The sequence below is a fragment of the Niveispirillum sp. GW835-FHT14G11 genome (assembly GCF_058793615.1).
In genome coordinates this window covers 1-19,003 of sequence record NZ_JBXAFZ010000021.1, presented here as the reverse complement: position 1 = coordinate 19,003, position 19,003 = coordinate 1, and the positions used below count along the sequence as shown (strand labels likewise).

Annotated in this window: 16 protein-coding genes and 2 pseudogenes; 14 read left to right on the top strand and 4 right to left on the bottom strand. The window is 66.6% G+C overall.

The annotated features are described in order from the left end of the window. Positions 1-61: 61 nt before the first annotated feature. The 12 genes from AC1Q7F_RS28015 (at position 62) to AC1Q7F_RS27960 (ending at position 13,008) form a co-directional block, all read left to right on the top strand. Complete coding sequence (locus tag AC1Q7F_RS28015; protein WP_492511852.1) at positions 62-919, top strand: alpha/beta hydrolase; 858 nt, start codon at positions 62-64, stop codon at positions 917-919. Further along, on the top strand, positions 906-1,670 hold the full coding sequence (locus tag AC1Q7F_RS28010; protein WP_492511851.1) for an HpcH/HpaI aldolase family protein: 765 nt from the start codon (positions 906-908) through the stop codon (positions 1,668-1,670). Before AC1Q7F_RS28015 ends, AC1Q7F_RS28010 begins: the two co-directional genes overlap by 14 nt. A 12-nt stretch (positions 1,671-1,682) precedes the next feature. After that, positions 1,683-2,783, top strand: a complete 1,101-nt coding sequence (locus AC1Q7F_RS28005; protein ID WP_492511850.1) for an ABC transporter substrate-binding protein — start codon at positions 1,683-1,685, stop codon at positions 2,781-2,783. A gap of 175 nt (positions 2,784-2,958) precedes the next feature. After that, positions 2,959-4,671 carry an ABC transporter permease gene (locus AC1Q7F_RS28000; RefSeq protein WP_492511849.1) on the top strand — a complete coding sequence of 571 codons (1,713 nt, stop codon included), beginning with the start codon at positions 2,959-2,961 and terminating at the stop codon, positions 4,669-4,671. Continuing rightward, complete coding sequence (locus tag AC1Q7F_RS27995) at positions 4,664-5,752, top strand: ABC transporter ATP-binding protein (protein WP_492511848.1); 1,089 nt, start codon at positions 4,664-4,666, stop codon at positions 5,750-5,752. Before AC1Q7F_RS28000 ends, AC1Q7F_RS27995 begins: the two co-directional genes overlap by 8 nt. A gap of 4 nt (positions 5,753-5,756) precedes the next feature. Beyond that, positions 5,757-7,154, top strand: a complete 1,398-nt coding sequence (locus AC1Q7F_RS27990; protein WP_492511847.1) for an ethanolamine ammonia-lyase subunit EutB — start codon at positions 5,757-5,759, stop codon at positions 7,152-7,154. Then, entirely contained in the window at positions 7,151-7,978 is an 828-nt protein-coding gene (eutC, locus tag AC1Q7F_RS27985) for an ethanolamine ammonia-lyase subunit EutC (RefSeq protein WP_492511846.1), read from the top strand. The genes AC1Q7F_RS27990 and eutC overlap by 4 nt, the downstream gene beginning before the upstream one ends. Further along, the gene (locus tag AC1Q7F_RS27980) at positions 7,881-8,546 is read left to right on the top strand and encodes an RraA family protein (protein ID WP_492511845.1); all 666 of its coding nucleotides are present in this window, start codon (positions 7,881-7,883) and stop codon (positions 8,544-8,546) included. The genes eutC and AC1Q7F_RS27980 overlap by 98 nt, the downstream gene beginning before the upstream one ends. After that, a complete protein-coding gene (locus AC1Q7F_RS27975; protein WP_492511844.1) occupies positions 8,543-10,495 on the top strand; it encodes a PepSY domain-containing protein in 1,953 nt (650 codons plus the stop codon). Before AC1Q7F_RS27980 ends, AC1Q7F_RS27975 begins: the two co-directional genes overlap by 4 nt. 85 nt (positions 10,496-10,580) lie before the next feature. Beyond that, positions 10,581-11,408, top strand: a complete 828-nt coding sequence (locus tag AC1Q7F_RS27970; protein WP_492511843.1) for a carbon-nitrogen hydrolase family protein — start codon at positions 10,581-10,583, stop codon at positions 11,406-11,408. Positions 11,409-11,413: 5 nt separating this feature from the next. After that, positions 11,414-12,283: a proline iminopeptidase-family hydrolase gene (locus AC1Q7F_RS27965; protein ID WP_492511842.1), complete on the top strand. Its 870-nt coding sequence runs from the start codon at positions 11,414-11,416 to the stop codon at positions 12,281-12,283. A gap of 95 nt (positions 12,284-12,378) precedes the next feature. Beyond that, positions 12,379-13,008: a GntR family transcriptional regulator gene (locus AC1Q7F_RS27960; RefSeq protein ID WP_492511841.1), complete on the top strand. Its 630-nt coding sequence runs from the start codon at positions 12,379-12,381 to the stop codon at positions 13,006-13,008. Between the two features lie 119 nt (positions 13,009-13,127). Here AC1Q7F_RS27960 and AC1Q7F_RS27955 read toward each other — a convergent pair. The 3 genes and pseudogenes from AC1Q7F_RS27955 to AC1Q7F_RS27945 form a co-directional block, all read right to left on the bottom strand. Further along, positions 13,128-14,498 (bottom strand): annotated as a pseudogene (locus AC1Q7F_RS27955) (ISKra4 family transposase). 205 nt (positions 14,499-14,703) lie between these two features. Further along, entirely contained in the window at positions 14,704-16,602 is a 1,899-nt protein-coding gene (locus tag AC1Q7F_RS27950) for a sensor domain-containing diguanylate cyclase (RefSeq protein ID WP_492511840.1), read from the bottom strand. A gap of 227 nt (positions 16,603-16,829) precedes the next feature. Continuing rightward, positions 16,830-17,072 (bottom strand): SDR family oxidoreductase, encoded by a 243-nt coding sequence (locus AC1Q7F_RS27945; protein ID WP_492511839.1) that lies wholly within the window; start codon positions 17,070-17,072, stop codon positions 16,830-16,832. Positions 17,073-17,084: 12 nt separating this feature from the next. Here AC1Q7F_RS27945 and AC1Q7F_RS27940 point away from each other — a divergent pair. Beyond that, a pseudogene (locus AC1Q7F_RS27940) lies at positions 17,085-17,450 on the top strand (LysR substrate-binding domain-containing protein); the annotation flags it as partial. A gap of 30 nt (positions 17,451-17,480) precedes the next feature. Here AC1Q7F_RS27940 and AC1Q7F_RS27935 read toward each other — a convergent pair. Further along, on the bottom strand, positions 17,481-18,401 hold the full coding sequence (locus AC1Q7F_RS27935) for a LysR family transcriptional regulator (protein ID WP_492511838.1): 921 nt from the start codon (positions 18,399-18,401) through the stop codon (positions 17,481-17,483). A gap of 144 nt (positions 18,402-18,545) precedes the next feature. Here AC1Q7F_RS27935 and AC1Q7F_RS27930 point away from each other — a divergent pair. Beyond that, a partial coding sequence (locus AC1Q7F_RS27930; protein WP_492511837.1) for an SDR family NAD(P)-dependent oxidoreductase occupies positions 18,546-19,003 on the top strand: 458 nt, incomplete at its 3' end.

The following is a 19,003-nucleotide window of genomic DNA, read 5'->3' as shown; positions in this document are numbered from 1 at the left end:
GGTCCTGCGGCATCGCCCGCACCCGGCACCGGGCCGATCCCTCCCGACATGGATGACAAGAATGACTCTGCCCGTGAACGGCGCGGAATGGGGCTTCACGCCCTATGATATCGGCAGGACGCCGGCAACGGCCTGCCGTATCGATCAGCGTTTCTCTTATTGCCTCTATGTGCCCTCCCGGCTGGTGGAAAACCCGGCCGGCGGTCGCATCCTGGCCGCGATCCATGGCACGGATCGCGGCAACCAGGCGCTGCGGGATCTGTTCATCCCCTATGCGGAGGCGACGGGCAGTATCATCCTGGCCCCGCTGTTCCCCTGCGGGATCGGTGAGCCGCAGGAACGGGACAATTACAAATATATCGAGTATCAGGGCATCCGCTTCGACCACCTGTTGCTGGACATGGTGGCAGAGGTCTCGGCGCGCTATGGCGTGGAAGGCGGGCAGTTCGACCTGTTCGGCTTCTCCGGCGGTGCGCATTTTGTCCACCGGTTCCTCTATCTGCATCCCGGCCGGCTGCGTGCCGTGTCGGTCGGGGCGCCGGGTTCACCAACGCTGCTGGATACGGGCCGCCGCTGGTGGGTAGGTGTGGCTGACATGGAGCAGCGGTTCGGTGTGCCGCTGGATCTGGATGCCATGCGGCAGGTCCGGGTGCATCTGGTTGTCGGGTCGGATGATACCGACACCTGGGAAATCACCCATGCCCCCGGTTCCCGCCATTGGATGGAAGGGGCCAACGATGCCGGTGTGACGCGGGTGGACCGCATGCACACGCTGGCCGGCAACCTGCGGTCCAATGGACTGGATGTGCAGCTGGATATTCTGGACGGGGTGCGCCATTCCCGCGATGCGCTAGTCGGAGCAGCCATCACCTTCCTGAATGGCCTGACGGCGGAAGGGGGAGACGATGTTCCGACCTAACCGCCTGAAGCGCCTGTTGCGGGAAAAACGCCTGGCGCGCGGGGCCTGGCTATTCATGGGCAGCCCCGCCGTGACCGAGGCACTGGCTCCTCTGGGCTTCGATGCCCTGATCATCGATCATGAACATTCGCCGGGCGGGCTGGAAACCGCCATCCATCAGATGCGGGCCATGGCGGGGACGGGCACCACGATCCTGGCTCGCCTGTCCGACAATCACCCGGCCCCGGTCCGGCATCTGCTGGATGCGGGTGCGGAGGGGTTGCTGGCCGCCAATCTGGACAGTGCCGATGCCGCCGACCGGCTGGTGAAGGCCACCCACTATCCACCCAACGGCATCAGGGGAGCCCATTACACCGTCTCCCGCGCATCCGGCTGGGGGGCATGGAGCGGGGAGGTAGCAGAATTCGGGGAGGCGGAAACCCTGACTATCGGCCTGATCGAAAGCGTGAAGGGCGTGGACGCCATCCCGGAGATGGCCAAAGTGCCCGGCCTGGACATGCTGTTCATCGGGCCACTGGACCTGTCGTTCAGCGTGGGCGTGCCCGGACAATATGACGCCCCCGCATTCAAGGCTGTTCTGGACGCGGCGGAGCGGCGCATTCTGGAGGCTGGGCTGGCCCTGGGTGGAACGACCCTGCCGGGGCTGAGCACGGAGACGATGTTCGAACGCGGCTATGGCTTCGTCACGCTGGGTGCGGATGTCACCTTCCTGCGCCGGGGTGCGGCCCTGGCCCTGGGCCAGACGGGTTGAAGGGGAGTGATGATGCAGGACCGATCACCAGCCGCCCTTTCACGCCGCCATCTGCTGGCCGGCCTTGCCACCGCTGCCTTCCTGCCTGGGACTGTCCGTGCCGATGATCTGGTCGCGGCATCGAAGGCGGAGAATGGGCTGCTGATCTATTCGATCATGGCGGAGTATAACTGGCGGCCCCTGCTGCGCGGGTTCCAGGCGCTGTATCCCTGGATCAAGGTCAATTGCCTGGATATGGGCCCGTCGGAAGTGTTCGAGCGCTATTACGCCGAAACCTCCGTCAACCGGCCATCGGCCGACATGATCGTGTCCAGCGCGCCCGACGCCTGGATGCGCTTTGCGGCCAAGGGCGGCATTGGTGCCCATGTCAGCCGGGAAGAGGCCAGCCTGCCCGCCTGGAGCAGGCCCATGCCCGGCCTATACACGTTGTCGGCCGACCCGATGGTGATGATCTATAACAAGCTTCTGCTGAAGCCTGAGCAATATCCCGACGGGTTGAACCTTCTGGCAGCGCTGGCCGAAGAGAATCCGCTGAAGTTCCGCAAGCGTGTCACCACCTATGACGCCGCCGCCCATGCGCTGGCCTATGCCGTCCATTGGGCCGCCATCACCAGTGGCCGCCCCGGCGGCTGGGACCTGATGCAGCGCCTGTCTTCTGCCGTGCGGGTGGAAAGCGGCGGGGCCGCAATGATGGAAAAGGTGACGACGGGCGAATATCTGGTCGGCTTCAATGTCTCCGCCGTCACCGTCTGGCCGCAGATGGCAACCAAGGGCCGGTCGGAAATCGTCGACTGGACCCTGGACAAGGATGGAACGGTGCTAGTGCCGCGCGGCATGGCGGTCACTGCCGGCAGCCGCAGCCCGGCCAGTGCCCGGTTGATGCTGGATTACCTGCTGTCACATGATGGACAGGTCGCGGCGGCCCAGGGCGGGCTGATGCCCTATCGGTCCGACGTGCGGGCCGAGGAGGTGCCGTACCTCACCTATGACGGTCTGGTCCGGCGGCTGGGGGGCGAGGACAGGATCGTCCATGTCGGCTACGACCCCAGCATGCTAGACCATTACCAGGATTTCATCGCCCGCTGGAATGCCACTTTCAAGGCGCGGCGGTGAGGGCGTTCATTTGCTTCTTTGCTCCCCCCACGAAAGCGGGGACCCAGGGGCTATAGGCAACCACCTATCGGTGCAAACCGCCCCTGGACCCCCGCTTTCGCGGGGGAGGCAGGGAACAGCATTATCGGCGATATGCCGTTTTTCCACCCCCTGACATCAAGGACCGGACCGGCCCATGTCCCTGGCGGAACCCCAATCCCGTTTTATCCGACCCGACCGGGCGCTGCTGATCCAGTCGGCGGTGGCGTTGGCGACGCTGGCCCTGGTGCTGGGGCCACTGGTGCCCGTGCTGTGGCAGTCGCTGCTGGACCGCCCGCTATATGAGGCGGAGCCGCTGTTCAGCCTGGACAATTATGTCCGGCTGTTCGGCAATCCCCGCTTTCATGACGCGTTGGGCAATTCGGTGCTGCTGGCGCTGCTGTCCACGATGATCGCCACGGTAGTGGGTGTGGCCTTCGCGCTGTTCCTGGAACGCACCGACATGCCGGGGCGCGGATGGCTGCGCAACCTGACGCTCTGGCCCATGTATGTGTCGCAACTGGTGCTGGCCTTTGCTTGGTTCATTCTCTACGGCCCGTCCGGCTATGTCACGCTGGCGGTGGAACGGGTGGCCGGCGTGCCACTGTGGGACATGTACACGATCCTGGGCATGGGGCTGCTGGCCGGCACCTCGCAGGCACCCGTCGTCTATCTGTTCTGCTCCTCCTCGGCCCGCATGGCCGACGCGACACTGGAGGATGCGGCCCGTTCCGTGGGTGCGGGGCCGTTGCGGGCGCTGTGGTCCGTCTCCCTGCCCCTGATGCGGCCATCGATCATCTATGCAGCCTTGCTGACCTTCATCGGGTCGCTGGAAATGCTGGCGGTTCCGCTGGTATTCGGCAAGCCGGTGGGTTTGGAGTTCTTCACCACCTTCCTCTACATCGAAGGCCTGGGGGCAATCACCCCGGACTATGGGCTGATCGGTGCGGCGGCGACCCTGCTGCTGGTCGTGATCTCCGTCCTGCTGGTAATCCAGGGCCTGCTGCTGCGCCAGTCGAAGCGTTTCGTCACGGTGCGCGGCAAGGCGCAGCGGCCGAAGCTGGCGCCCATCGGGCGGGTCGGCTGGGTCATGTGTGGCTTGATGTGCCTCTACACCGCCCTTGTGCTGCTGCTGCCGCTGGCCGGGATCGTGCTGCGCTCCGTCACCAGTTTCCTCACTCCCCTGATGTCGCCCTTCGATCTGCTGACGCTGGATCATTTCGAGATACTGTTCGGGTACGAGGCATACCGCCGCTCCATCGTCAATTCGGTGTTCATCGCGGCCTTTGGCGGGGCGCTGGCCACCCTGTTCGTGGCCATGGTGGCGCTGGTGGCCCACCGGTCGGAATTCCGCTTCCGCCGCGCCCTGGAATTCGTGGCGCTCTATCCCCGTGCCATGCCGGGCATCATTGCGGGTATCGGCATGTTCTGGGCCATGCTGCTGCTGCCCTTCGCCCATGTGTTGCAAGGGACGATCTGGCTGCTGATGCTGGCCTTCACCATGCGCGGCATTCCCATGGCCTTCGGCGCCCTGTCGCCCACCCTGCACCAGATTGGCCGCGAACTGGACCAGGGGGCGCGGTCGGTGGGGGCCGATTGGTGGACCACGGTCCGCGTGATCATCCTGCCCCTGATGAAGCCGGCGCTGTTTTCGGCCTATGTGCTGCTGTTCCTGGCCTTCTTGAAAGAATATGCCGCCGCCGTGTTCCTGTTCGCCCCCGGTGCAGAGATTATCGGCACGACAATGCTGACCTTCTGGACCAATGGCAGCACGGGACCGGTCGCCGCCCTCTCCGTCATCCAGCTCGCCATCACGGCCCTGTTCGTGACGCTGGCGCGCCGCAGCTTGAGGACCAACAAAGATGTCTGAGGTTGTCGTCGATCGTCTGAACAAGCATTACGGCCCGGTGCAGGCCCTGCACGAGGTCAGCCTGCATGTACCCGACGGGGAATTCCTGACCCTGCTGGGGCCATCGGGCTGTGGCAAGTCCACGACCCTGTTCGCCATCGCCGGGCTGGACAGCCCGTCGGGCGGGCGCATCACGGTGGGTGGGCGGGATTTCTATAACGGGGCCAGCGGCCTGGAACTGCCGCCGGAAAAGCGCAACCTGGGTCTGGTCTTCCAGTCCTACGCCCTGTGGCCGCACATGAATGTGCGCCAGAATCTGGCCTTCCCCCTGCGCCTGCGCAAGGTTGGGAAGAAGGAGCAGGATGCGCGGATCGAGGAGGCGCTGGCCCTGGTGGAGATGGGCGCCTATATCGACCGCTACCCGCACGAATTGTCGGGCGGGCAGCAGCAGCGCGTGGCCCTGGCCCGCACGCTTGTCTTCCGCCCCTCCCTGCTGCTGCTGGACGAACCCCTGTCCAACCTGGATGCCAAGCTGCGCATCAAAGCGCGATCCTGGCTGAAGCAGTTGCAGCGGCAGCTGGGCCTGACCACCCTGTACGTCACCCATGACCAGTCCGAAGCCCTGGCTCTGTCCGACCGGATCGTGGTGATGGAGAAAGGGCGTGTGTCGCAACTGGGCAGCCCGGAGGAAATCTACCGCCGCCCCGCTAACGCCTTTGTTGCCGATTTTGTGGGTGCCAGCAATTTCCTGCCCGGCGAGGTGGTGGAGCGCAACCCCACCTCCGGCACCTGCTTGGTCAAGCTGGCGGGCAGGGATGTGCTGACAGCGATGTGGCCTGACACATCCGCTCCGCCCGCCGGCAGCCTGCTGACGGTGCGGCCCGAGCACGTCGGCCTGTCGGCGGAACCGCCCCTGCCCGGCCCGGACGTCAATATCCTGGCGGGCCGCATTCTGGAGCGCGCCTATCTGGGCGCGCGCCTGCTCTACACGCTGGATTGCGGCCACGGGCTGGTCCTGATGGCAGAGACGGAAACGCGAATGGAGGCCGATACGGCATGGCTACGCTTTGCCGTTGATGACACGCTGCTAGTCCGGGCCTGAACCCATGTACCGGATCGATCTGGCGGGTACCCGCCACCGCTTTCCCGACCTGAAGGCGCTGATGGCGGCGGCCACGCCGCTGCGGTCAGGTGATCAGTTGGCCGGCATCGCGGCGGCAAGCGAGGAAGCGCGGGTGGCCGCCCGCCACATCCTCGCCGACCTGCCGCTGAAGATCTTCCTGACGCAAGCGCTGGTCCCGTATGAGGTGGACGAGGTCACCCGCCTGATCATCGACGGCCACGATCCGGCCGCCTTCGCCCCCGTTTCCAGCCTGACCGTGGGGGAATTCCGCGACTGGCTGCTGGATGACAAGGTCCGGGCACGGCAGCTTTCGGCCCTGTCGCCCGGCCTGACAGCGGAAATGGTGGCAGCGGTGTCGAAGCTGATGCGCAACCAGGATCTGGTTGCCGTGGCGCGCAAATGCCGGGTGGTACGGCGCTTCCGCAGTTCCATCGGGCTGCGCGGGCGGCTGGCGGTCCGGTTGCAGCCCAACCACCCGACCGATGATCCGGCGGGGATTGCCGCCTCCATCCTGGACGGGCTGCTGCATGGAAGCGGCGATGCCGTCATCGGCATCAACCCCGCCACCGACAATGTGGAGGGTGCCATCGCCCTGCTGCGCCTGATCGATGATCTGCGCCTGCGCTACGCCATTCCCACCCAAAGCTGCGTGCTGACCCATGTCACCAACAGTTTGCAGGCCATCGAACGCGGCGCCCCCGTCGATCTGGTGTTCCAGTCGGTGGCCGGCACAGAAGGGGCCAATCGCGGCTTCGGCATCGACCTTGCCCTGCTGGCAGAGGCGCAGAAAGCCGCCTTGTCGCTGAAACGCGGCAGCATCGGCAATGACGTGATGTATTTCGAAACCGGCCAGGGCAGCGCCCTGTCCGCCGGTGCCCATCATGGCGTGGATCAGCAGACGCTGGAAGTGCGGGCACAGGCCGTGGCCCGGGCCTTCAAGCCGCTGCTGGTCAACTCCGTCGTCGGCTTCATCGGTCCCGAATATCTCTATGACGGGCGGCAGATCATCCGGGCCGGCCTGGAAGATCATTGCACGGGCAAGCTGCTGGGCCTGCCGATGGGGGTGGATGTCTGCTACACCAACCATGCCGAGGCCGACCAGAACGACATGGATAACCTGCTGACCCTGCTGGGCGTGGCTGGTGTCTCCTTCGTCATGGGCGTGCCGGGTGCCGATGACATCATGCTGAACTATCAAAGCACATCCTTCCACGACGCGCTTTATGTGCGCGACGTGCTGGGCGTGCGTCCCGCTCCGGAGTTTGAAGCCTGGCTGGACGGCATGGGCATGCTGGACACGCGGGGCCGCGTGGCCCCGTCCGACCTGGCTACCCTGCCGCTGGCCTGCGGCATCGCCGACCAGAGGTTCCTGACGCCATGAACCAGCCGCCCGCCGAAGATCCCTTCACCCGGCTGCGGGCCGCGACCCAGGCTCGCATCGGCCTGGGTCGCGCCGGCCACGGCATGCTGACGCGGGCCTGCCTGTCCTTCGACCTGGGCCATGCCCGTGCGCGCGATGCGGTCTGGACGCCGCTGGACAGCAAAGCGGTGACGGCGCAGGCGGGCGACTGGCCGGTGATAACGGTCCGCAGCCGGGCAACCGACCGCACCACCTATCTGCGCCGGCCCGATCTGGGCCGCGAACTGGCGGCGGCGGACGGGTTGCCGACGGGGCCGTTCGACCTGTCCATCATCATCGGCGACGGGCTGTCGGCCCGCGCGGCCCAGGCGCATGGGGCCGCCCTGGCGCTCGACCTTCGCCGCCGGCTGCCCGGCTGGACCCTGGCCCCGCTGGTGCTGGCGCATCAGGCGCGGGTGGCGCTGGGCGATGCCGTCGCGGCCAACATGGGCGCCCGCTTCGCCCTGATGCTGATCGGAGAGCGGCCGGGCCTGTCGGCTGCCGATAGTCTGGGCGCCTATCTGACCATCGATCCGCGTCCGGGCTGCATGGACAGCGAACGCAACTGTGTTTCCAACATCCGCCCGCCGCACGGGCTTTCCATCGCCCAGGCCGGGGAAAAGCTGGCCTGGCTGCTGCTGGAGGGTCGGCGGATCGGGGCCACCGGCATCGCGCTGAAGGATGCCGCACCAACCAGGGACAGACCAAATGTTCATCATCAATCCCATGCCCCCGATCCCGCCCGGCCCGCTTCTGAACAAGCTGTTGCAGGTGGAGACGGCGACGGTGGGTCATTTCCGCCATGACGGCTTCATCGATCCCGCCATCCGCCTTGTCCTGCCCTGGGCGCGCATCGCGGGGCCGGCGGTGACGGTGCGGATCGCGGGGCCTGACAGCACCCTGCTGCATCACGCTGTCAGCAGTGCGCGGCCCGGCGACGTGCTGGTCATCGACCGCTGCGGGGACACGCGCCATGCCTGCTGGGGCGGGGTGACGACGAATGCCGCGCGGCTGGCCGGTATCGCCGGGGTCATCATCGACGGCCCCGCCACCGATTTCGGGGAAATCGTGAAGGCGGGCCTGCCCGTCTGGTGCAGGGGACCATCGGCCCTGACCACGAAATTCCTGCCCCTGGACAGCGCCATGAATGTGCCCGTCAGCGTCGGCGGCGTGGCCATCAATCCCGGCGACCTGATCCTGGCCGATGACAGCGGGGCCATCGCGCTGCCTCCGGACGTGGCCGAGGTCGCCGCCGATCGGGCCATCAGCCTTCAGGAACGCGAACGTCTGGTGCTGGCCCGGCTGGCGGCGGGTGAGAGGCTGGCCGATATCTCGGGCGCTTCCGATCTGATCCGGCGCGCGGGTGCGGCGTGACCGTACAGCGCTGGCACCGCTGGGCCGGGCTGTTCCTGGGGCTGTTCATCGCGGTCCAGGGGTTGGGGGGCACGCTGCTGTTGTTCCGGCAGCCCCTTAATCACCTGCTGCACCCCGCCGCCTTCACACCATCGCCCCCCGCGCTGGACGCCAATGTCGATGCCATGCGGGCCAGCGGCTGCACTATCAGCCGCATCGACCTGCCCGAGCTTGCCACCGATCCGCTGTTCTTCCACCTGTCCTGCAATGGCGATCCTTTCATGGCGACGGCGGGCGGCGGGCGGGTGCTGCGTCTGGCGCCGCTGGGTGACTGGCCCATGGAATGGCTGTTCCAGTTCCATTACCGGCTGGCCGCCGGCACGGCGGGACAGCAGGCGGTGGGCTGGATCGGCGTGGCACTGCTGGCGCTGAGCCTGACGGGCCTGTGGATGCTGCTGCGGGCCGCCCGTCGGGACGGATGGCAGGCGCTGTTCCGCCCCGGTTGGCCATCCGCACCCCTGCGCCGCTGGCGTGACCTGCATCGCGCCGGCGGTCTATATCTGGTTCCCGTTCTAGCGCTCCTGGCCCTGACCGGTATTGGCATGGCCTGGAACCCGACCGTGACGGCGGCACTGCCCGTGACGCCGCGCCCATCGCCACAGGTCCCGGCACGCCCGGACACACCCTTGCTGCCGCTGTCCAGCATCGTGGACCGGGCAAAGGGGGAGGCGCCCAGCAGCATCCGCCTGCCCGGCGGGGATGGGCGGGTGATGATGGTCATGCTGGGCCGGGCCGACAGCCCGGATTATGAACAATTCTGGTTCGATGGCTATACCGGCACCCTTCTGGGCACCCGCCGCGCGGCGGAACGTGCACCAGCGGACCGGTTCATGGACCTGTTCTATCCGCTGCATACGGGCAGCCTTCTGGGTCCGGCAGGCACAGCCCTGATGCTGCTGGCCGGCCTGTCCCTGCCGGGTTTCCTGGCCACAGGCCTCTATCTCTGGTCGCGGCGGCGGGGTCCGGCAACGCTGTCGATGCGGGTTGCCGGCCTGTCGCGCGACGGCACCGGCGTGCTGCACATCACCCTGCGCCACCGGTTCGGCCTGCCCCTGCCGCGTTTTGGCGCCGGGGATCATGTGGATGTACATCTGCCGAACGGCCTGGTCCGGCAATATAGCCTGTGCGGACGGCCCGGACGGCGCCGTTCCTGGCAGATCGCGGTGCGCCTGTCGGATGTCTCGGCGGGCGGGTCGGCCTGGATTCACACGCATCTGGCCGTGGGGTCACACCTGCGCCTGGGCCGTCCCCGCGCCCATTTCCCGCTGATGAGCGGTGACGGCCCCGTCCTGCTGCTGGCCGGCGGCATCGGCATCACGCCGCTTCTCTCCATGGCCTGGACCTTGTGGGAAACGGGGCGGCCCTTCACGCTGCTGGTCTGCGCCCGCGACCGCGCCGCCCGCCCCCTGGCCAGGGCCATCGCCACTACGCCCCTGGCCCCTTCTGTGCGCTGGCATAACAGCGCCACAGATGGCCGCATCGATCTTCGCGCCCTGATAACGGCGCAGGCACCTGGCACGCATCTTTACACCTGCGGCCCCGAGGCCTTCATGCAGGCGGCCCTGGATACGGCGCGTACCATTGGATGGTCGCCGGACCTGCTGCATAGGGAGGTTTTTGTCCCCGCTTCCCCCAGCGGCCCCACCTTCACCGTCCTTCTGGATGGAAAGCCGCTGGCGGTGGCCGCCGGGGAAAGCCTGCTGGACCGGCTGCTGGCCGAAGGCATCGCCCTCCCGCATTCGTGCCGCCGGGGCCTGTGCGGACAATGTGTGGTGACCGTGCGGTCCGGTGCGGTGGATCACCGCGACAGCATCCTGACACCAGAGGACCGGGCCGCCGGCCACATGACCACTTGCTGTTCCCGCGCCACCGACGAGGGCGGGACCCTGCACCTGTCCCTGACGCCATAACGCCGTCCGACAGCGAAGCCTGTTGACACGCGATAGATAGTAGCCAATTTTGGCTGTATAGATTCTCGCCATGATGGAGCCTGCGATGCCCCCCCTGTCCGTCGCCTGTGTGCAAAGCACGGCGACATCCGACCCACAGCATAATCTGGCCGCCATCACGCCGCTGATCCGTCAGGCGGCGGCGGGTGGGGCGACGCTGATCTGTCTGGCAGAGGCGTTCGATTATCTGAACCCCTCCTTCACGGCCCTCAGCGATTATGCGCTGCCGGAGGCAGAGCATCCGGCCCTGACCCTGCTGTCGCATCTGGTGCGGGAACTGTCGGTCTGGCTGCTGGCCGGGTCGGTGTCGGTGAAGCTGACGGATGGCCGCATGGCCAACCGGTCGGCCCTGATCGGCCCGGATGGTGCGATCACCGCCCGCTATGACAAGATCCACCTGTTCGATGTGGACCTGCCCGACGGGTCACGCTTCCGCGAAAGCGATTTCTATCGCCCCGGCGACCGGGCCGTGGTGGCGGATGGGCCGGATGGCACCCGGATCGGCATGGCCATCTGCTATGATGTGCGGTTCCCGCATCTGCACCGGACACTGGCCCAGACGGGCGCCCAGATCATCACCGTGCCCGCCGCCTTCAGTTCCATGACAGGCCCCCTGCATTGGGAGGTGCTGCTGCGCGCGCGTGCCATCGAAACCGGCTGTTTCGTGCTGGCCCCGGCGCAATGCGGCGACAATTACCCCGGCCGCCGCTCACATGGGCAAAGCCTGATCATCGATCCCTGGGGCCGGGTTCAGGGCCGGCTGGGGGATGAACCGGGTGTGCTATCGGCCAGCCTGGACCTGGAACAGGTCGCCGCCTTCCGCGCCGCCATCCCTTCCCCCGTCACCAACAATCCGTTCCGGATCGGAGCCTGAAACCCATGCAAACCATCACACGCCGCATCACCCTGCGCGAATGCCACGAGGTCGTGGCTTACATCCATGGTGAGGGGGAGCGGACCCTGTTCTTGGCCAATGGGGGCCCTGGCCTGCCCAGCCGGTACTTGCGCGAACCGCATCTGCGGCTGGTGGAGAAGGGCTATCGCATCGTGGGCTGGGATCAGTTGGGCTGCGGCGCCAGTGACCGGCCCACCGATCCCGGCCTCTGGACCCTTGAACGCTATGTGGATGAAGCCGAACAAGTCCGCCGCGCGCTCGACCTGGGGCCGGTGGATTTCCTGGGCCATTCCTGGGGCACCTGGCTTGGCACCGAATATTGCCTGACATATCCCGAGGCCGTGCGATCCTACATCATCGCCGACGGCGCCTGCGACATCCCGCATCTGGTGACCGAACTGAACCGCCTGCGTCTGGCCCTGGGGTCGGAGACGGTGACCATGATGGTGGCGCATGAGGCGGCGGGAACCCTGGACCACCCGGAATATCAGGCCGCCGTCACCCTGCTGAACCATCGTCATGTCTGCCGGCTGCGTACCTGGCCGGAGCCGCTGACTGCGTCGCTGGCCGACTGGAACATGGGCCCCTATGTCACCATGCAGGGGCCCAATGAATTCACCTATACCGGCAATATGAAGGACTGGAACCGCGTGCCCACCATGGGGGGCATCAAGGTTCCCTGCCTTGTCCTGGCCGGAAAGCACGACGAACTGACGCCCGCCTGTTCCCTCCGCATGCACATGGCCCTGCCCGACAGCCGCATCCGCATCTTCGAAAACAGCTCCCACATGCCGTTCTATGAGGAGCCGGAAGCCTACTTCGCTGAATTGGAGGCATTCGTGGCGTCGACTTGAGGGGAGAGGCGCGGATCAACCGATCCTTGGCGATGGGACTGCCGGTCTGCTAATATGTTGTGCAGAAATCAGATAACAAATTGGCTACTGCAACCATGGCAACAACCAAGGAAAACCAGGGTGAGGCCGCCAGTCTTGTCAGCAGGCTGGAGGCGGATCTGCTGGGTGGGGTTTTCCGCCCAGGGGAATGGCTGAAACAGACCGATATTGAAACGAACTACAACGCCCATCGTTTCGATGTCAGAATGGCCTTGCTGGACCTGAAGACGCGTCAGTTGCTGGAACATGTGCCCAATCGCGGCTACCGCGTCGCCAGCCTGTCGCAGCAGGACCGCGAGGAATTGATCGAGGCGCGCACCGTGCTGGAGGTCGCCGCCGCTCGGCGTGTGGTCGAACGGGCGACGAATGAGGATGTGGTCGAACTGGATCAGATCGTCGCGGAGTTTGACGCCAATATGGAGGATGCGGATCTTCCCCTGCTGCGCACACTGAATGCCAGGTTTCATGACCGGCTTTATTCCATCTGCGGCAACCGCGTGCTGATGGAGGAGATCCAGGCATTGCGCCATCGCGGATTGCCCGGTGTGCGCGGCTGGCGGGCCACATCGGCCATTCAGAGGTCCAATCGCGATCATGCAGAAATGGTGGATATGATCCGCGCCCGCAATGCCGACGGTCTGGTGCAGAGCATTGAACGGCATCTGAACCGCTGGCGGGAGGGCTGACCATGGTCGCGCCGCTGGACAGAAGGTTGAACAGGTGGGCGGCGTTGCGGTCCACCTCGGGGTCACGACATAGAAGGGGCGAAAAACCACGTTGAGACCGTCCCAAACCTGGGGGGGCCTCATGCCGCTTTGTGGAAGGGCCGACGTGCAAAGGGCTCGGCAGCGGCGTGATCCAATATGAATGTGCCGTTCATCACCGCAGTGCGGACCTTCAGCATGCGGTGGGCGCCTCACGGAGACCAGCGCATCTGCTGGTTTGCGCCCATGCGCCGGTGCAGCAGCCGCTGAACCGTGCTTTCGGTCGTCGCCGTCGAGATGGGCTCATCCCAGTGCCGGACAGTGGCGTAGTCGATGATCAGGTCACGCTGCCCGACGACGTACGTTTCCAAGGCCTGTAGCAGTTTGGCAACCTTACGGGCCTGCCGGTCGTCGGCGGCTTCCGACAGGGCGTTAAGTTCCACCAGGGTGTCACCAGAGCCAGCGCGCGCTCCGTCTGGCCATGCCAGAGCCGCCAGCGGATGTGGGAGACAGCATCGGATAGCCGCGCCGTCCGCTCAACGTCGTCCGGCACCGCCGTGGCCCAGCCCGTGACCGCTTGCGCCACATGCTGGATCCGCATCGACAGGTGGAACCAGTCGAGGACATGATGCGCCGGCCCGGAACTGGCGGCACCGGCGAGCGAACGAGGGCCGTCCGCGCCGTCGCTGAGGATGGTGACCGGCGTGGTGGCCGTTGCCCCCAGACCGTGCAGAACATGCTGGAGCTGCCGCACCTGGCGATCAGCTTCCGCAGGCATGCTGCTGAAGACCACCTCTCGACCCTGACCGTTGCCCATCCGCGCGATCATCACCTCGAACGAGCGCATTTGGTAGATCCGCACCGACTTCACATGCCCACCGTCGATGGCCAGCGTGATCGCCTGCGCCGGAGCCGGTGCTTCTGCATCGGGCGGGACCAACGCCGCCCGTTCGAGCCGAGCCCCGACGTCGAGCGTCCGTCGGCGGACTGTTTCCACTGCGGGGGCCGTATCCAAGGGCAGCAACTCAGGCCAGCAGCGCCCGGGCTTGACGGTAGGGCAGCGCACTGCCCATCCCGGCCAGAACGCGTTCGTAATCGGGGGTGCAGCGATCGGGCATCATCTCCGCAGCCGGGGTCAGGCTCCGTCGGCACGCCACGCCGCACCGGCAGGGACCGAAGCGGGGTGCCCGCACCGCTACCGTGCCGAACAGCGACACCAGCGTGCGGGTGCGGTGATCCTTGAGCGGACGCAACGCTTTGCAATGGCCGCACGGGCGACGGCGGCGACAATGCGCCTCAATCTGCGCCATGACCAGAACGCGTTGCAGCCCGGCCAGGGTCGCTTTGCTTTCGCCCAGGTTCAGTCCGAGCGTCGCCGCATGACCGGCGCCCGCGCGCTCACCTGTAGCGATGACATGCTGCGTCAACGCACCATCCTCGCCTGTCACCTCAACCATGACCCGCCACTTCATCGCGCCCTCGACCATCGCCATCCAGAAGCGACTTACCGTCCTCCCCGCAGGTTTGGGACGGTCTCCCCGACACCAAGGCGGCTTGTCAGCAGGGACAGCATCGTCCGGCGTTCGTCAAGCCGTTCGGGGGGAAGGAAGTAGGGGCGCAGCATGTCCGATGATAACATGGCGTCCGCGATCGCATAAGTTGGTTAACGGGCCGATGTCAGGCCGCAGCAAAGGCCGGAACCCGCGAAACCCGGTTGCGGCCCCTGGCCTTGGCCTCATACAGCACCGTGTCCGCCTGGCTCATCAGCGCCAGGATCTGCTGCTCGATCTCCTTCGCCCGCGCCGGCACGATGGTGGCGATGCCGAGGCTCGCGGTGACGACGCCGCCGCATTCGGCATTGCCCTCATGGCGCAGTTCCAGCGCCTCGATGGCCAGACGCAAGGCCTCGGCGATCTTCGCGGCCCCGATTTCGTCGGTCGCCGGCAGGACCAGCGCCATCTCCTCGCCGCCATACCGGGCGGCAACGTCGCCGGGCCGGCGGACGGCGTCACGCACCACCTGCCCGACCAGCGCCAGGCAACGGTCGCCGGCCGGATGCCCGTAGCGGTCGTTGTAGGCCTTGAAATGGTCGATATCGATGAGAACCAGCGACAGGCATGTCCCCTGCCGCGCCCCGCGTGCCACCTCCTGGCACAACGCCTGGTCCAGCCGGCGCCGGTTGGCCAGCCCGGTCAGGCCGTCGGTGCTCGCCAGCACCGTCAGTTCGCGGTTCGCCGCCTCGAGTTGCTCCTCCAGCAGCTTGCGCCGGGAGATGTCCCTGATATTCACGACGAACTGCGGTATGCCATCCAGGGCGTCGGCGAGCGTAAACCGCGCCTCCACCCAAAGGTACCGGCCATCCTTGCACCGGTACCTGTAGGCACAGACCATGCTGCGCTGCCCGGCGCCGAGCTGCCGCTGCACCTCGTCGGCCACAGCCAGGTCTTCCGGGTGGATGAGGTCGACGACCGGACGGCCGACGGTTTCCTCGGCACTCCATCCCGTCATCGCGGCGAAGGCGGGGGAGGCGTATCGCCGGATGCCATGCAAGTCGACGCAGGTGATGGCGTCGCCGGAATTCTCCGCCAGCAGCCGGTACCGCGCCTCCGCCAGGTGCAGCCGGCGCGCCTGACGGAGCAGGCGCCATGCCAGGCCGCCAATCAGCAGGGACAGGAGAAGGCTGCCGCCGATATTGACGGCCGCGTTCCGGTACCAGTCTGCCAGCAGGTCGGACCAGGAGCGCGAGACGAGGACCACCAACGGATAGTCCAGCACGCGGCGATAGCTGCCGAGGCGGTGGACGCCGTCCACCGGAGAGATGTGCTCGTAGGTGCCGACAGGGGCTTTGGGCAGGAACTGGCTGAACAGCGGCCCGCGGGAGACATCCAGCCCGACATTGGCCTCCGAGAACGGTGCCCGCGCCAGGATGACGCCGTCCGTGTGGTTCAGCGTCACGATGCCCTGCGGCCCGACATCGAAGCTGTCGAAGAATTTCTGGAAGAACTCGACCGAGATGGTGGCCAGGACGACGCCGGCGAACCGGCCATCGGCTCCATCGATGCGGTAGCTGACGGTTATGATCCAGCTACCGTCGGAACGGCTGCGCACGGGCGGTCCGACATGGACGCCGCGGTCAGCATGGAGACGGTGGTACTGGAAATAGGAACGGTCGGCGTTGTTCAGGCCTTTCGGGGGGACGGCGAGCGAATTCACCACCCAGTCGCCCTTGGCATCGTAGAGGAACAGCCCATGGATGGCCGGCACCGTCACCACGCGCTGCACCATCCAGCCCCTAAGCCGGTCCATGTCGCCGGGCATCCCGCCATCGGCCTCGATCCGCTCCCGCAGGTCCTGCAGGACGATGTCGGCCTGCTGCAGCACCTCGTGGCTATACTGGGCCAGCGAACCGGCAAGGTTGGCCGTTTCGATCCCGGTCTGGGCCAGTTGGGACTGCCGGGCGCTCCAGACGCGCGACAGGTCGATGCCGACCAGCAGCAGGCAGGCCAGCAGGACGAGCCCGGCGGCCTTCACGAACAGCGACGGGCGATGGAACAGCCATGGAAACCGGGAACGCATCCTTCCACCCTCCGGCCTGCTTGGAGGGCAGCCGCATGGAAGCGGCTGCATTCCTGGAAGGTAGCCGATCTGGATACGTCCGTTTCCGGTCCAAAGGGTCAGGTCGCGTAAGGTCAGGTTGATGCCGGTCCAGGCAGGTCACCGGACGGTGCCCGGCCCGGCAGGCGGGGCGGGAATGGAAGACGGTGACTTTGCCGCCATCCCCGCCCCGCACCCAGGCCGTACAGTCACACCTGGGCCATGCCGCCATCGGCGAACAGCTCGACACCATTGACGAAGCTGCTGTCGTCGGATGCCAGAAACCGGGCCGCCTTGGCGATCTCGCCCGCCTCGCCCACGCGGCCCAGCGGCACTTGGGCGGCCAGATAGTCGACCAAGCCCTGCTGCTGCGCGACGTCGGGACCGGCCAGTTCCACCAGGCCCGGCGTACGGATGGGGCCCGGGCTCGGGCTGGCGGCGGCCGGTGACATAGACGAAGGCATCCGCGCGATCTGGAGGCGCATCACTGCCTGGGCTATGCCTACCGCGCCCGCCAGGACGTCTGGCGCTTCAGCAACGACGCGGAGGAGGAGAACATCACGCCCACCGGACCGCTGCGCGTCACCAATGTCGACGCGCTAGTGCCGATGCTGCTGGAGGGACTGGCCATCGGCGAGTTGCCGGAACTCATCGCGGCCGAATATCTGACGGCAGGACGGCTGGTGGCGATCCTGGAGGATTGGACGCTGCCCAAAGGCGGGCTCTATTTCGTCACCCCCACGGCCCGCGCCCGCCCGGCCAAGGTCTCTGCCCTGGCGGACTTCTTCGCTGAACGGCTGGTGGCACCGGCATGGAGCCAGCCGGAGTAAGGCTGGCCAGCCATTGCCCAGACCAACCGCTCACCCGGAAAGCCGTTCCGACAGTTTCCCGCGTGAGAAGGCATCGGCGACGAAGTCGACGAAGGCCCGCGTCTTGGCAGGCAGCAATGTACGGGTCGGATAATAGAGGACGATGCCACCGGCATCGGCGTACCAGCCCGGCAGCAGCCGAACCAGCGTCCCGCTGTCCAGCGCCGGAAGGGCGTCCGGCACGGCCAGCATGGTCACGCCCAGGCCCAGTATCGCCGCCTCCCGCATGGCTGCCGGATCATTGACCACGATGGTCTCGGCCAGCGGCGCAGCCTGTTCACTGCCCGCCGCGTCTCTCAAGGTCCAATGCCGGGTACGGCCGGTGCGTAGGGAACGCATGACAATCCCTTGCTGGCCAAGCAAGTCATGTGGCTCCGCCGGTGCCGCCCGTCCCACCATGTAGGAAGGGGCGGCGACGGCGACGATATGGGCCGGCGCCAGCGTCCGCGACACAATGCCCGGCGCCAGGTCAAACGCCCCGCCGATGGCCGCATCGTAGCCTTCCGCCACCAGATCCACCTGCCGGTTCTCGAAATGCCATTCCGGCCGGATGCGGGGATATCGGGCCAGGAAGCCTGGCAGCAGCGGCAGGATGTGGGCCATGCCGAAGGTCGGGCTCATGCTCACCTTCAAGATACCGTGCGGCTCGCCATTATCGGCCGCCACCCCGGCGATGGCTCCCTGCAGCGCGTCCAGATTGGTGCCGATGGCATGCAGAAACCGCTCCCCGGCCTCCGTCAGGGTCAGGCGGCGGGTGGAGCGGTGGAACAGCCGCACGCCCAGGTTCCGCTCCAACATCGCCACGTTGCGGCTGATGGCGGCCGGGGTCAGCGACAGGCGGCGCGCGGCTTCCGCGAAGCTGCCGCCCTCCGCACTGCGCACGAAGGATTCCAGGTTGGCCAGGGTTTCCATGACACCATTCCCAATGATTGCTTGTGAGTGAAGCAATTCAATGCCGGCTAATCAAGGGGGAATGAAAGCGGCATTCTCACCTCAACACCGGGCCGCCAATGCCGGTCCGGCCGGATACACCCTCCAGATCATGAGGAAAATGTCATGACCAACCAACATCGCCCCCTGGCCGGCAAGGCCGCTCTCGTCACCGGCGGCTCCCGCTCCATCGGCGCGGCCATCGCCAGGCGCCTGGCCGCCGACGGTGCCGCCGTCGCCATCACCTACAGCGCGTCCCCGGCCAAGGCCGAGCAGGTGGTGGCCAATATCGTGGCCGCCGGTGGCAAGGCCATCGCCATCGCCGCTGATGCCGGCGATCCCGCCGCCGTCCGCGCCGCCGTGGCTCAGGTCGTGCAGCGTTTCGGCGCCATCGACATCCTGGTGAACAATGCCGGCCTGGGCCTGGGCGGCCCTATCGAGGAGATCGCCTTCGAGACGTACGAGCGGATGATCGCCGTCAACGTGACGGGCGTGTTCGTGGCCACGCAGGAGGCGGCGCGCCACATGAAATCGGGCGGGCGCGTCATCCATATCGGCTCCTCCATGACCCGCTATGCGGCGTT